The 14,474-nt window shown below is 69.0% G+C and carries 9 protein-coding genes; 6 read left to right on the top strand and 3 right to left on the bottom strand.

Translation table 11 applies throughout. From position 1 onward, the window contains the following. Window positions 1-62: 62 nt before the first annotated feature. The 5 genes from OG225_RS21695 (at window position 63) to OG225_RS21675 (ending at window position 11,533) form a co-directional block, all read left to right on the top strand. Window positions 63-6,449 (top strand): type I polyketide synthase, encoded by a 6,387-nt coding sequence (locus OG225_RS21695; RefSeq protein WP_405177016.1) that lies wholly within the window; start codon window positions 63-65, stop codon window positions 6,447-6,449. Next, entirely contained in the window at window positions 6,446-7,885 is a 1,440-nt protein-coding gene (locus OG225_RS21690) for an MFS transporter (protein ID WP_405177015.1), read from the top strand. The genes OG225_RS21695 and OG225_RS21690 overlap by 4 nt, the downstream gene beginning before the upstream one ends. 10 nt (window positions 7,886-7,895) lie before the next feature. Continuing rightward, the gene (locus OG225_RS21685; protein WP_405177014.1) at window positions 7,896-9,290 is read left to right on the top strand and encodes a condensation domain-containing protein; all 1,395 of its coding nucleotides are present in this window, start codon (window positions 7,896-7,898) and stop codon (window positions 9,288-9,290) included. A 118-nt stretch (window positions 9,291-9,408) separates the two neighbouring features. Continuing rightward, the gene (locus OG225_RS21680) at window positions 9,409-10,332 is read left to right on the top strand and encodes a S1C family serine protease (protein ID WP_405177013.1); all 924 of its coding nucleotides are present in this window, start codon (window positions 9,409-9,411) and stop codon (window positions 10,330-10,332) included. Between the two features lie 103 nt (window positions 10,333-10,435). Then, a complete protein-coding gene (locus tag OG225_RS21675; protein WP_405177012.1) occupies window positions 10,436-11,533 on the top strand; it encodes a 4Fe-4S binding protein in 1,098 nt (365 codons plus the stop codon). A gap of 139 nt (window positions 11,534-11,672) precedes the next feature. Here the strand turns inward: OG225_RS21675 and OG225_RS21670 are convergent, their stop codons facing one another. Next, a complete protein-coding gene (locus OG225_RS21670; RefSeq protein WP_109527364.1) occupies window positions 11,673-11,819 on the bottom strand; it encodes a DUF1059 domain-containing protein in 147 nt (48 codons plus the stop codon). Between the two features lie 188 nt (window positions 11,820-12,007). After that, window positions 12,008-12,529: a hypothetical protein gene (locus tag OG225_RS21665; RefSeq protein WP_405177011.1), complete on the bottom strand. Its 522-nt coding sequence runs from the start codon at window positions 12,527-12,529 to the stop codon at window positions 12,008-12,010. A gap of 628 nt (window positions 12,530-13,157) precedes the next feature. Between OG225_RS21665 and OG225_RS21660 the strand changes: the two genes are divergently transcribed. Next, the gene (locus tag OG225_RS21660; protein WP_405177010.1) at window positions 13,158-13,679 is read left to right on the top strand and encodes a hypothetical protein; all 522 of its coding nucleotides are present in this window, start codon (window positions 13,158-13,160) and stop codon (window positions 13,677-13,679) included. Window positions 13,680-13,713: 34 nt separating this feature from the next. Here the strand turns inward: OG225_RS21660 and OG225_RS21655 are convergent, their stop codons facing one another. Continuing rightward, window positions 13,714-14,406: a TVP38/TMEM64 family protein gene (locus OG225_RS21655; RefSeq protein ID WP_405177009.1), complete on the bottom strand. Its 693-nt coding sequence runs from the start codon at window positions 14,404-14,406 to the stop codon at window positions 13,714-13,716. Window positions 14,407-14,474 lie beyond the last annotated feature (68 nt).

Here is a 14,474-nt window from a genome sequence, read left to right as displayed (position 1 = left end):
GCGCGAGGTGGGTCCTTCGATTGCCCGTGTTCGGGAGGACCAAGTTGTCGGATATTGCCATTGTGGGTATCGGCTGCCGATTCGGCGGTGGAATCGACTCACCGGAGAGCTTCTGGGATTTCGTGGTCGACAAGCGGGACGCGGTGGTCGAGATCCCCGCGGACCGCTGGGACTATCGCCGCTACTACGACTCGGACCGGCGCACGCCAGGACGCAGCTACACCAAACGCGGTGCGTTCCTGACCTCGGACCCGTGGGAATTCGACCCCGATTTCTTCGGTATCTCGCCGCGCGAGGCGACGGGCCTCGATCCCCAGCAGCGGCTGCTGCTGGAAGTCACATGGGAGGCGTTGGACGACGCCGGATTCGCCGGGCGCGCGGCGGGTGAGTCGGTCGGCGTCTACGTCGGCGGATTCGTGGTCGACCAGTCGGTGGTCGGGGTGGTCGGCCCCGCGCTGGCGCACGTGGACATGCACACCGCCGCCAGTGCCTCGTACACGATGCTGTCGAACCGAATCGCTTATGCGCTCAACCTGATCGGACCGGCACTGACGATAGATACGGCCTGTTCGTCGTCGCTGGTCGCGTTCCATCTCGCCTGCCAGGCGCTGGACAACGGCGACTGTGCGGTCGCGTTGGCGGGTGGTGTGAACGTCATGCTCCAGCCGGAGACCTTCGTCATGATGTGCAAGGGTGGATTCCTCGCCGAGGACGGCCGCTGCAAATCCTTCGACGCCACCGGCGACGGATACGGCCGCGGTGAGGGCGGCGGGATCGTCGTGCTCAAGAAGCTCGACGACGCGGTGCGCGACGGCGACCGGATCTACGCCGTGGTCAAGGCGACCGGCTCCAACCAGGACGGGCGAACCACCGCGATCACGGTGCCCAACGCCGATTCCCAGGAGGCGCTGGCGCGGGCGGTCTGCGCGCGCGCCGGGCTCCCGCCCTCGGGGATCACCTATGTCGAGGCGCACGGCACGGGCACGCCGGTGGGCGATCCCATCGAACTGCGCGCGCTCGGCCGGGTCTACGGCGCCGACGCGGGCCGCCCCGCCTCCCTCGGGGTCGGCTCGCTCAAGGCCACCCTCGGGCACACCGAAGCCGCGTCCGGGATCGCGAGCGTGATCAAATCCGCCCTGGCGATCCGGCACCGCACGATTCCGCCGCAGGGCTGGCTCGACGAGCCCAATCCCGACATTCCCTTCGCCGAGCTGGGATTGCACGTGCAGACCGAGCCGGAAACCGTCGCGCCGGACGTCGATCGCATGACGATCGCCGTCAACGGTTTCGGCTACGGCGGCACCAACGCCCACGCCATCCTCCAGGAGTTCCGCACCGAGCAGGCCGGTGTACCCGCCACGGCGAGGCACTATGGTGTGCTCCCACTGTCGGCGCGGAGCGCGCCCGCCGTGCGCGCCATCGCGGGACGATTCGCCGATCTGCTCGCCGACGGAGCCGACGTGGACCACCTCGCGGAGGCGGCGTGGACGCGGCTGGCGCACCATCAGTTCCGAAGCGGCGTCCTCGTCGGCGAGAGCGCCGACGTCGTCCGGGATCTGCGCCTGTTCGCGGCGGGCGAGGGGCGCGACGCCACCCGCACCGTCTCGCGGCGCACCGCCGAGCCGGTATTCGTCTTCTCCGGTATGGGACCGCAGTGGTGGGCCATGGCACGCGAACTGCTCGTCGCGGGCGGCGCCTTCGCGAAGACCGCCGAGCAGATCGACGACGTGTTCGTCGAACTCGCGGGCTGGTCGATCATCGAGGAACTGCTGCGACCGGAGCAGGAATCGCGGGTCGCGAAAACCGAAGCGGCACAGCCAGCGAACTTCCTGGTCCAGGTCTCGCTGGCCAGCGAACTCGCCGAATTCGGGATCACCCCCGCGGCCGTGATCGGTCACAGCGTCGGCGAGGTATCGGCGGCCTACGTCACCGGTCTGCTCTCGCTGCGGGACGCGGTGCTTGTCGCCTATCACCGCGCGCGCCTCCAGGCGACGACGGCGGGCTCGGGCGGGATGCTCGCGGTCGGTCTCGGGCGGGAACAGGCCGAGCAGCTCATCGCCGATATTCCCGGTGTGGATATCGGCGCGGTCAACAGCCCCGGCGCGCTGACCCTGTCCGGTGACGCGGACCGCTTGGACGAGATCGCCGAAACACTCGCCGAACAGGGCGCTTTCGCCCGCAGGCTGCGCGTCGAGGTGCCCTATCACAGCAACCTGATGGACCCGATCCTGGACGAACTGCGCACCGTGCTCGCCGAACTCACGCCGCGCCCGCCCACTGTCGCGTTGTACTCGACGGTCACCGGCGCGCCCGTAACGGCGGGCGACTGGGATGCCGAGTACTGGTGCGCCAACGTGCGGCAGCCGGTCCGCTTCGCCGACGCCGTCTCCGCGGCGATCGGGGCGGGTAACCGGGTGTTCATCGAGGTCGGTCCGCACCCCGTGCTCTCGGGCAATATCCGCGAGATCCTGCTCGGCGCGGGCGAAACCGGCGCGACCGTCTCGACCCTGGACCGCAAACAACCCGACAGCGAGAGCATCCGCCGGACCATCATCGGCCTCTACAGCGCGGGCGTCCTCGATCCGGATGCCCTCTTCCCCGCCGACGGCGCGGTCACCCCGCACCTGCCGCTGCCGCGCTACCCGTGGCAGCAGACCCGCCTGCACGCACCGCTGCCCGTCTTCGAGCAGTTGCGTCTCGGCACCCCGGGCGGCTACGCCATGCTCGGCGATCCCGATTTCGAGGGCAGGCCGGGCTGGCAACTACAGATCGGCACCGAGAAACTGCCGTGGCTGGTCGATCACGTGGTCGGCGGCGCACGGATCCTGCCCGGCGCGGCCTATCTCGACGCGGCGCTGAGCGCGGCCTCGAGTCGAATGGTCGACAAACGGGTGGCACTGGAACAGGTGCGGTTCGTCGCGCCGCTGATCATGAGCGCTCCCGATGTGCCGCTGCTCGAATTCACCATCGAGGAATCCAGCGGACGTTTCCTCATCAGATCGCGCAGCGCCACCGGAACGGCCTGGACGGTCAACGCGATCGGCCGACTGCTGACCGGCAGCTACGAGGGCGCGAAAGGCACCGTCCCCGAAGATGACTCCGCGGTGGATTTCGCCCCCGACCTGTTCTACGCCGCACTCGCCGCGCGAGGTCTGCACTACGGTCCGACCTTCCGGCGGGTGACCTCGGTGCGCTCCGGAACCGATGCGGTGGTCGCGACCGTCGACGCCACCATCGCCGCCGACTCCGGTCACCTGGCGCACCCCGCCGTCGTCGATGCCGCGATGCAGACGGTGGCGCTGCTGTTCGCCGCCGACAGTCTGGGCGAAGGCGCGATGGTGCCGGTCGGGGTGAACGCGGTACGCATGTTCGCCCCGCTGCCCGAGCAGGTCACCGTGGTCGCCCGCCGCGATCCGGCGGTACGGCTGTGCGCCGACGTCGATCTGCTCGACGAGGACCGCAATGTGTGCCTGCGCCTGATCGGAGTGCAGGTCGGCGCGCTGACACCGGGGATGAGCCCGCTGCATCGGATGGCCGACTTCTTCTACGCCGACGCCATGGAACAGCTCGACCCGGTCGACCCGGCGGCCTTGCCCGCCGCGGAGAGCGTGGCCACCGTCGTGGTCGCGCTCGGTGCGAGCGCGCGCGCCGAACTGCTGGCCGACGCGCTGCCCGGTTCCGGATTCCACCTCGTCGAGCGGGACGATCCGGACCTGGAGACCCGGGTGACCGAACTGCTGGCGGCCGCCGCCGCGGACGGCGTCCAACGGCGGCACATATGCGTGGTCGCGGGCTCGGTCGCCGACGATATCGCCGACCTGTGGACCTTGAAGCGGATCGCCCTCGCCGTGGACGCGGTCGCCGAGGCCGCCGACACCGAGGTGCTGTCCGGGATCGGCGACGGCTCCTGCCACATCACCCTGGTGACCGAGCGGGCGTTCACCCTGCCGGACAGCGCGGACGCACCCGATTCCGCGCACGCCGCGCTGGCGGGCGCACGCCGCGTCCTGCTGAACGAGCAGAGCAGGCTGCGCTGGCGCCTGATCGACGTCGACACCGACACCGCGGTCACCGATCTCGTGCGGGAACTGCTGATCCCCGGCGCGTTCAGCTACGACAATTCCGACGAGGTGCTGCTGCGCGCGGGCGAGCGCTGGGTTCCCGTGGTGCACAAGCCGCTGTCCGAGCGCATCGACGTCCTGGAAACCGCGGCCCCGCTCGACGATCCCGAATCCGATTTCGAATTGGAGGTGCCGCGTTCGCGGCTGCTGTCGGCGCTGGCGTGGCGGCGGTGCCGACGCCGCGATCCCGGGCCGGGCGAGATCGAGGTGCGCATGCGCGTCGTCGGGCTCAACTACAAGGACCCGCTCAAGGTGATGGGCATCCTGGGTGAACGCGAACTCGCCGGAACCTTCTTCGGGACCTCGCCGGGCATGGAAGGTGTCGGCACCGTGGTCCGGCTCGGTCCCGGCGTCGACACCGTCGCCGAGGGCGATGTGGTCGCCGTCGCCGCCAAGGGCATGATGCGGCGCTTCCACCTCGTCGGACAGCATTCGGTGATCCGGCTGCCGGAGGGCGCGGAACCCGGATTCTGCACCAGTACAACGGCATTCGGCACCGCGGAGTACGCGCTGCTCGATCTGGCGCGCATCCAGCCGGGTGAGACGGTGCTGATCCACGGCGCGGCCGGTGGCGTCGGTTCGGCGGCGATCCAGGTGGCGAAAGCCGCGGGCGCGCGGATCATCGGCACCGCGAGCACCGACGAGCGCCGCGCCCACATCCTGGACCTCGGCGCCGATCACGCGCTGAATTCGCGGTCGCTGAATTTCGCCGACGACGTGCTCGGCCTGACCGACGGCGTCGGCGTCGACGCGGTGCTGAGCACCGCGCCCGGTGAGATCCTGCGCCAGAACTTCAAGGCGGTCACCGAATTCGGGCGCATCGTCGAAGTCGGCAAGGCCGACGTGTACACCGGCGGCCTGCTGGAGCTGGCCAATTTCGACAAGAATCTGTCCTACTTCTCGGTCGACCTCGACCGCATGTGCGCGGTACGCCCCGCCCAGCTGGCCGACCTGCTGCGCCGGGTCTACGACAAGATCGAGAGCGGGGTCTACCGCCCGCTGCCCTACGAACTGTTCGGCGTCGAGGACGTGTCGAGGGCATTCGACGAGGTCATCCGCTCGACCCGGATCGGCCGGATCGCCATCGACATGGACCAGGTCGCGCCGCCGGTGCGGCCCGCCCTGCCCGACGTCGAGATCGACAGTGTCGCGAGCTATCTGATCACCGGCGGGTTCGGCGGCTTCGGTCTGGCGACCGGGCGCTGGCTGGTGAGCAAGGGGGCGCGCACACTCGTGCTGGTCGGACGGAGCGGCGCGAACAACGACGCGGCACGTCAACAACTGGCCGCCTGGCGGGCGGGGGGAGTCGAAATCGTCGAAGAACTCGCCGATATCGCCGATGCCGAGGCCGTCGCGGCCATCGTCGAGCGGGCGCACGGGGTCGGTCATCCACTGCGTGGCGTCTTCCACGCGGCGGGCGCGGTGGCCGACAACCGGATCGCGGTGATGGATCTCGACCAGCTCACCAGGGTGTACCGGCCCAAGGTGCACGGCGCGCGCGCCCTGCACAAGGCCGTCACCGAAGCGGGCATCACGCTGGACATGTTCGTGCTGTACTCCTCGGGCGGCTCGATGTTCGGCATCTTCGGGCAGTACAACTACACCGCCGCCAATGTCGCGGTCGAGGCGCTGGCCGAGCGGTGGGCCCGCGCGGGCGAACGCGTGACCTGTGTCGGATGGGGTCATATGTCCGGGGCCACCGGCGGTATGGCCTCCGACGACAAGGTCGCCAAATATCTGGAGGTGGTCGGGTTCGGCCCGATCGACATGACCGACGGCACCGTCTATCTCGAGCAGACCCTGCGGCTCGGACAGACCCGCGCGGCGATCATCCCGACCGACTGGACCAAACTCACCGCCGCGTTCCCGCAGATGAGCCGCACCGGCAGGTTGGCCGCGCTCGCGGCGGCCTCGGTGGAGGACAATTCGGCGGCGGCGAAGATGAAGGCCGAACTGGCCGCGCTCGACGAGGGCAAACGCGGCCAGGCGGTCGCCAGGATGCTCGCCGACCAGCTCGCGGTGGTCATGGGCGTGGCCCCCGAGTCGATCGACCTGACCGTACCCGTCCCCGAACTCGGTCTGGATTCCCTGATGGCGGTGGAATTCGGTACCCGCGTGAGCAAATCGCTCGGTATCGAGCTGATGTCGTTGCAGATGGGACGCTCGTTCAGCCTCGAACAGGTCGGACCCAAGGTGGCCGAGCTCATCCTCGCCTCCGCCGCGGGCGCCTCGGCGGCAGCGCTGCTGGCAGCCTCGGAAGCGCCGAGCGCACCCGCCGCCGCGATCGAGGAACCGGCTGCGGAACAACCGGTGCCGGTGGGCGCGTGACCGAGATCGGCACTCGCGCGTCCACGGATACGGCGAACGGCGAGCGCGCCGCGTGGCTGGCCTTCGCCGGATGTCTGATCGCGGTGTTCATGCAGATGATCGACGTGACGATCGTGAACACCGCGCTCCCGGACATCACTGCGGACCTGGATGCCTCGCGGTCGGAGCAGTTGTTCGTGATCTCCGGCTACTCGCTGGCCTTCGCCTGCACCCTGCTGGTCGCGGCCCGGATCGGCGAACTGACCGGCCGTCGCGCCATGTTCCTGGTGTCGGTGGTCGCCTTCACCGCGACCTCGGTGTGGTGCGGTATGTCCACCAGCGCCACCGAACTCATCATCGCCAGGGTGGCGCAGGGGATCTCGGGCGCGGGCATGGCGGCGCAAACGATCGCCATCCTGACCGCGAGCTTTCCGCGCGAACGGCATCCGCAGGTTTTCGCCCTCTACGGTGCGACGGCCGGATTCGCCGGAATGCTCGGACCGATTCTCGGCGGCACGCTGATCACCCTGTCGCCCTGGGGATTCGGCTGGCATTCGATATTTCTCATCAACCTGCCCCTCGGGATCGTCGCGCTCGTGCTCGCGCTGCGCTACCTGCGTCTGGGCAGACCCTCCGAACGCGGCAGGCTCGATCCCGTCGGCGCGATCCTGTCGACGGTGAGTCTGTTCGCCCTGCTCGGGGCACTGGCCGATCTGCAACAGAACGGCTGGCGGCCGGGATCTTTCGCGGTCGCCGTCGGCGCGCTCGGGCTCGGCGCGCTCTTCGTCGGCCACCAGCGACTGCTCAACCGGCGCGGCCGGATGCCGCTGGTACGGCTCGATCTGTTCGCGGACCGCGGATTTCGCGTCGGCTCGATTCTGGTGACCCTGTTCTTCGGGCTGTTCACCGCGTTCGTGTACACCATCTCGATCACCCTGCAGGACGAGCTGGATTTCTCGCCGCTGCGCACCGGACTCGCCATGACACCCTTCGCGCTGGGCGCCGGTGCGGGGGCGCTCGCCTCACCGCTGCTGGTCGGGCGGTGGGGTGTACGGGTGCTCGCGGTCGGAATCGCCTCCTACGGTGTCTGTATCGCGATCGGCGCCGCCTATCTCCACATCACCGGCGGCGTCGTGAATCTGGCGCTGGCGGCGGGCCCGGTATTCCTGTCCGGGCTCGGCGTCGGATTGTTCGGCGTCCAACTACAACCCCTGATGCTCGCGGGCCTGGATCAGCGCCGCATGGACGCGGCGTCGGGCCTGCTCCCCACGATCGAGCAGATCGGCAACGGTGTCGGTCTGGCGCTGCTGAGCACGGTCTTCTTCCGCGCTCACACACTCGGTGGCAGCGTCACCATGCTGTCGGCCATCGCGGTCGTCGCCCTCGGCATGGGTGTCCTGACCCTGGCTCTGCCCGACACACCGGCGCTGGCCCAGCCGTTCGCACGCATCGAATAGAGGTTTTCCCGTGGTCAGTTTCGGTCTGATCGACGAATGGGATCCGGCCCCCGGTCGGCTCGTGAGCTGGTCCGCGTCGCCGGATTCGGTGGCGCGGGCCGCGTCGGCGCCCGTCCATCCGGCGCCGCCCTCGCACCAGCAGGAGTCCTATCTGCGCCTGGCCCATCGCAATGCCACCGCCGACTTCCGCTATTCGGGGCTGTGCGTCGTCACCGCGCAGGTGCCGGGCGCGCTGGATCTCGACGCGATGACGCGGGCGGTCAACGCGTTCCTGCTGCGGCACGATACCTTCCGCACCTGGTTCGACCTCGGCGCGGACGGCGCGGTGCGCACCCATCTCGTCGACCCCGATGTCATCGATTTCGTGCCGACCGGATACGGCGAGATCGACAATGCCGAGGCCATCCGCGAACACGTCCAGAAGCAGACGCCTGGACCGTTCCAATGGGACTGTTTCACCTTCGGCGCCATCGAACACGCGGAGACGACCACCGTCTACATCGCCGTCGATCACCTGCACACAGACGGTGTCGCGCAGTACCTCTCGTGTGTGGACCTGGCCCAGCTCTACGCCGCGCAGGTGTGGGACGGCGGCACCGAACTCCCCGCCCCGGCCAGTTATCTCGACTACTGCGTGCGCGAACGCGCGCAGTCCGCGCTCCTGACTCCCGCGTCGCCCGGGGTCAGGAAATGGCTCGAGCTGGTCCACGGCAACGAGGGTGAACTGCCGTCCTTCCCCCTGGATCTCGGCAGACGCGGCGGGGGCTACCACCGCAGCGCCCATCTGACCGTCGCACTCTTCGACGAAGAGGGCGCGGCGCGCTTCGAACAGGTGTGCCGCGACAACGGCGCCGAATTCACCGGCGGCATCTTCGCCGCCGCCGCGCTGGCCGAACGCGAACTCGTCGACGCCGACTACTACTTCACCATGACCCCCATCAGCACCAGGGGCACACTCGCCGAACTCGGCTCGGTCGGGTGGTACGCGACCCTGATCCCGGTGGCCTTCCCGATCGGCGCGAACGCCTCCTTCGCCCGCGCGGTGGTCGCGGCGCAACGCGCGTACGAAAGCGGACTCCGACTGACCACCGTGTCCTTCCATCGGGTGCTGGAACTGGTGCCCGACGACGCCGGGATCTCGGTCCAGGCGGGCTGGTCGAATCCGATGCTGTCCTACGTGGACGCCCGCGATTTCGCGGGCAGCGAATTCTTCGACGTGGCGCGCGGTGGCGTCTACGCCAACCGGGCGGCCGCCGAGGAAGTGCTGATGTGGATCAACCGGTTTCCCACCGCGACGTCGCTGAGCGTGATCTACCCCGATACCCCGGTCGCCCACGATTCCGTCGACCGCTACGTGAACGCGCTGAGATCGGTCTTCCTCGAGGTGGTGAACGGGGCGCGCTAGCCGTCGCGGCGACGGTTCCCGTTCATCCCGAATTCATCTGCGGCTGTGGCGAACCCGGCATGTCCATGCCCGCCGAGGTGCATGCTGGAAGTGGTTGCTGTTGGTGCGGGTGGGCAGGATGGTGGTCAGTGTGGACGACACCGCGATGGACGCGTATTCCCGGACGGTGATCGCCGTCGCCGCGGCGGTGACCGGCCACATCGCCGGAATCCGGACCCGGTACGGCGGCGGTTCCGCCGTTGTCTGCGCCGACGACGGTTTCCTGCTCACCGCCGCGCGGGTGCTCGGTGCGGCCACCGAGGGCGAGATCGTCTTCGCCGACGGTGTGGAATCGCGTTTCGAGGCGGTGGGTGTCGACCCGCTGTCCGATCTGGCGGTACTGCGGGCGCGCGACGGTGCGCCCGGTGCGGTGACCTTCGGTGACGCCGACACCCTCGTCGTCGGTCAACTGGTCGTCGCGGTGGGGAGCCCGCTGGGGTTGGCGGGTTCGGTCGCCGCGGGAGTGGTCGGGGCGCTCGGTCGAGCGGCCCCGGTCGCCTCCCGTCGCGCTGGCCGGGTCATCGAGGACGTCATCCACACCGATGCCGCGCTGAATCCGGGTAATGCCGGTGGCGCGCTGGCGGATTCGAACGGACGAGTGGTCGGGGTGGTGACCTCCGCGGCCGTGGTCGGCGTCGGCCTCGCCGTTCCGATCAATGGCACCACCCGTCGCATCATCGACACACTGCGCACCGAAGGCCGGATTCGCCGCGCATACCTCGGAATCGTCGGTGCGCCCGCACCGATCACCGCCGAGATCGCCGGGCGCGCCGGACAATCCGTCGGTGTGCGCGTCGTCGACGTCGTGCGCGGCGGACCGGCCGAACGGGCCGGACTACTTCGCGGTGACCTGGTTCTCACCGTCGGCGACGTGGAAGTACGTGACGCGCAGGGGATTCAACGCGCGCTCTTCGCCGAGGCGATAGGCCGGGCCGTGCCGATCAGCGCGGTGCGTCACGGTGCGATGGTCGACGTCGTCGCGATCCCGGTGGAACTTGGTTGACGAGAGTCGACATTCTTCCGGTCGCCCACCGATGAATTCCGGCTGCCTGGGCGGTCCGACCTTATGAGGCCACGCAGGTCTCGTCGAGTTCGGGAGGTCGACCATGGACCAGGAATCATCGGCGCAACGGCGCCTGGCGCAGCATCCGACGGTGCGACGGATGGCCGAACGGGGGCGGACGAAACCCGATCCGGTACTCACGGCGTCCCGGCTGCGGGAACTGTGCCTGGCGGCGGGCGCCGAGGACGTGGGTTTCGTTCCGATCGATGATCCGCGCGTCGCGCCGGAGTACGAGCACGCGCGCGCGATCCTGCCGTCGGCACGCACCTTCGTCGCCTTCTGCGTGCGGATGAACCGCGACAACCTGCGCAGTCCGCAGCGCAGCCTCGCCAATACCGAGTTCAACCATGCCGACGACGAGACCAATGCCGTGTCGCGTCGAATCACCACGGCATTGCAGGACGCGGGCTATCGCGCGGTCTACCCGGCGCCCGGTTATCCGATGGAGGTGGACAAATTCCCCGGCCGTATCTGGGTCATCGCGCACAAGGTGGTGGCCGAGGCCGCCGGGCTCGGGGTGATGGGCATCCACCGCAATGTCATCCACCCGAAATTCGGCAATTTCATCCTGCTCGGCACGATCGTCACCGACGCCGTCGTCGACGAGCCGAGTTCGCCGCTGGATTTCACTCCGTGCCTGGAATGCAAACTGTGCGTGTCCGCGTGCCCGGTCGGTGCGATCACCCAGGACGCGGGTTTCGACTTCCAGGCCTGCTACACCCACAACTACCGGGAATTCATGGGCGGGTTCACCGACTGGGCGGAGACCATTGCCGACAGCGACAGCCGCGCGGACTACCGCGAGCGGGTGAGCACCGGGGAATCGTTCTCGATGTGGCAGAGCCTGTCGTTCAAACCCAATTACAAGGCCGGGTACTGCATGGCGGTGTGCCCGGCGGGGGAGGACGTGATCGGCGCCTATCTCGACGACCGGAAATCCCACCTGGACGAGGTGGTGCGGCCGCTACAGAACACCGAGGAACCGGTCTATGTGCTGTCGGGATCGGCGGCCGAGGAACACGTCATCCGTCGTTTCCCGCACAAGACGGCGAAACCGGTGACGAACGGTTTTCCCGACGAGGTCAACGCGCTGCTCGACCAGATCGGACCGAGGCCGCGACCCCGGGTGGATCCGGACTGAACGGCATCGATGATTCGGCAGTCGATCCGTCCGGAAGTCGCGCCGGGGGCGGCGGATGATACCGCGGACCGCCCCCGATCGCGGCAGTACATACAGCCCGCTCCGCGCCTCGGCGATGACGTCGTGGCGCGGGGGCGGGTCAGTAGGCGATGAAAAGGATTTCCTCGCGGGAGTAGTCGTGCCCGGGGTGGTTCGCGGCGAGATGGGCCTTGGTCTTGGTGACCAGGTCGTCCTCGTCGGTGCCGACGATGGTCTCGCCGCAGGGGCAGTTCAGATTTCGCTTCATGCGTGGTCCTTCTTCCTTGAAACGGCCTGCCCGGACGTGCGCCCACCCGTGCTGCGCGCGGGTCGGCGGGCTTGGCACGAACGAGCGCTCGGCCATCGTATCCAGCCCGGCCGAACGCATGGAAGCCCCCCGCCCGCGCCGCTGCCGCCGGTGCGCGCGACCCGGCACCGGCGGCAGCGAACCCGCGATTACGGCGTCGAGTAACCGACGAGCGCGCCGATACCCGCCCCGATCGGGACGGTGACCAGGGCGCCGACGCCACCGAGGAAGAAACCGAGTACCGCGCCGATACCGGCGCCGACCAGTGCCCCGATTCCGGCGTTGTACTGCTTGCGGGCCAGTGTGTCGGCGGCCTCGTCGATGGCCCGCGCGCTCGCCGACTGCGGCGTGAGTGTGAGCGTGCGGCCCTCGGCACCGATCTGCGCTGTGCTCTGTCCGGCGGCGAGCGGAATGCTCGCGACGATATTTCCCGCGTTGTCGGTCAGTGCCACCCACGCGGCATCCGGTGCGAGCGTGAACCGACCCGCGTCCACGGTCGCGATGACCCCGGTGCGATCGGCCGTGGCGGCCGCGACGTAGCCGATGCCGTGTTCGACCCCGTGGATCGCGGCTTCGGTATCGGATACGGGCTGTGCCGTTGCGGCGCCGGCGGTGATGCCGGTGGCGCCGATGGCGAGTAGAGCAGTGGCGGCGAACGTGTTGGCTCTCATTGCTTTCCCCATGTTCCGTCGGCCGATCGTGCGCCGACATTTCCCCTGACGGCCGGATCTCGGCCACCCCATTCTCACCCAGTCGACCGCCGCGTCGGAAGGTTTCGATCACATCGCTCCGATCCGTGGCGCTCGGTGTTCGCGGAGCCCGGCCGGGTTGTCCCGAGGTCCACCACGCTTGCCCGCGTACACTTTTCACGTCGCCCGGTGTTCGCGGTCCCGAAGCCGGGCAGCCGTCGTTCCACGGGCCGATCCGCTCCGCACGGCCGAAACCCTCTCGCCGATCCGTGAGCCACCTGGGGGACCCGGTCCGCGTCCCGCGCCGGATATCCGAAACATCCTGTCGCCGGGAGGATTAGCGACCCGATCGCCCATTCCTGGTTTCGGGTACGACGACCCGTTCGCGCCGCCACCCGGGCACCCGCCTCGATACCCGCGATCACACACGCTGTGTGATAACCGGCACACCCGGGCGCCCGCTGCCGCTGCCGCTGCCGATCGCCGGCCCCTACCGGACCGATCCGACCCGCAGGTGAACGAATCGATATCCGGGCGTGGCCGATCGGGTGACTTGTAGGGTGCTCGGAAAGCCGGAGCGATCGGCTGGTGTGGATGAAGGGATGCCCTGATGGCGGATACGTCGGTCGAAGTTCTCCTGGAAGACTTCGAGAACAAGGACAACTGGGATCTCGGTGGCCCGGGGGCCGGGCAGAGCCATATCACCACCTTCGCGGAGGGCGCGCCGAGCAAGGAACCCGGCGTGTACGCCAACGGCGCCGCCGGCGCCGACTACCGGGCCGTCGCCCTGCTGGTCAAGGCCGCCGAGGAAGGTCTCGACATCGAACTGAACCCCAAACCGGGCGCCGCGTTCACCGTCCCGGGACACCTCGAGGAACTGAACCTCTGGGTCCGTTCACCGCACGCCTCGATCCGGGTTTTCGCCCGCGTCGGCGTCGGCGCCGAGGAACAGGAACTGCCACTGGGCCGCATCACCGCCAACGGCGAGTGGCAACGCGCGGGCCACGAGCTACCCGACCCCGCCGCCGACGTGGCGATCCTCGGCCTCCGTATCCGCCTGGCCGAGGTGATCAAACGAGCGGGCGAGGTCATGATCCTGCTCGACGACCTCACCGCCCGCACCCGCCGCTAGCCGGGGTTCGGTACGTCGCCGACGACTGCGCGTCCTACCGAGGCGGGAGTGCGGCTGCGGGGGCCGGAACCTCGACGGGCGCCGACGGGTCGGGGTTCCATCGGCTGTCGACGACGAGGCCGATCAGCCCGATCGCTATGCAGAGACCGGAGACGGCGAGCATCGCGGGGTGGGTGCCTCCGGTCAAGGCGTCGGCGAGGATGACGGTGGCGACGGTGCCGGGGACCGAGCCGATGAGGGACGCGGCGAGGTAGGGCCAGAAACGCACCGAGGACAGCGCGCAGCAGTAGTTCACGACCGAGAACGGGGCGAAGGTGACCAGGCGCAGTGATCCGACCGCGAGCCAGCCGCGTCGTTCGAGGCGTTGATCGATGGCGCGCACGGCGGGATGGGTCAGTCGGGCGGCGACGTGGTCGCGGTCGAGGGCCCGGACGAGGAGCAGTGCGAGGGCGGCGGCGACGGTGGTCGCGGACAGGGCGACGACGCTGCCGACCAGCGGACCGAACAGGACCCCGCACGATACGGTGAGCACGGTGCGCGGGATCGGCGCGGTCGCCGCGACGGCGTAGACGACGAAGAACACCAGCGGGAACCAGGGGCCGACCGAATCGGCCCACTCCTGCATCCGCTGCGGACCCGGCAGCGGAATCAGCATCGCGCCGACGAACAGGATGCCGACGCCGAGAAGTAGCGCGACGATACGCCGGTTGCGAATGAGCCAGGTCACGCGAGGGAGGTTACCGGTTGGTAGTGGCGGCCAGGGTCAACCCTCGGGGACACTGCCGCTAGCATCAG

The organism is Nocardia sp. NBC_01377 (genome assembly GCF_045040005.1).
GTDB lineage: Bacteria > Actinomycetota > Actinomycetes > Mycobacteriales > Mycobacteriaceae > Nocardia > Nocardia noduli.
The sequence above is the reverse complement of the archived record's forward strand: the minus strand, read 5'-3'. Positions and strand labels throughout refer to the sequence as shown.

Bases quoted from the DNA above. Each gene is read 5' to 3' on its own strand.
- OG225_RS21660 (WP_405177010.1), top strand. From the start codon at position 13,158: ATGGCGGATACGTCGGTCGAAGTTCTCCTGGAAGACTTCGAGAACAAG.
- OG225_RS21665 (WP_405177011.1), bottom strand. From the start codon at position 12,529: ATGAGAGCCAACACGTTCGCCGCCACTGCTCTACTCGCCATCGGCGCC.
- OG225_RS21675 (WP_405177012.1), top strand. From the start codon at position 10,436: ATGGACCAGGAATCATCGGCGCAACGGCGCCTGGCGCAGCATCCGACG.
- OG225_RS21680 (WP_405177013.1), top strand. From the start codon at position 9,409: ATGGTGGTCAGTGTGGACGACACCGCGATGGACGCGTATTCCCGGACG.
- OG225_RS21670 (WP_109527364.1), bottom strand. From the start codon at position 11,819: ATGAAGCGAAATCTGAACTGCCCCTGCGGCGAGACCATCGTCGGCACC.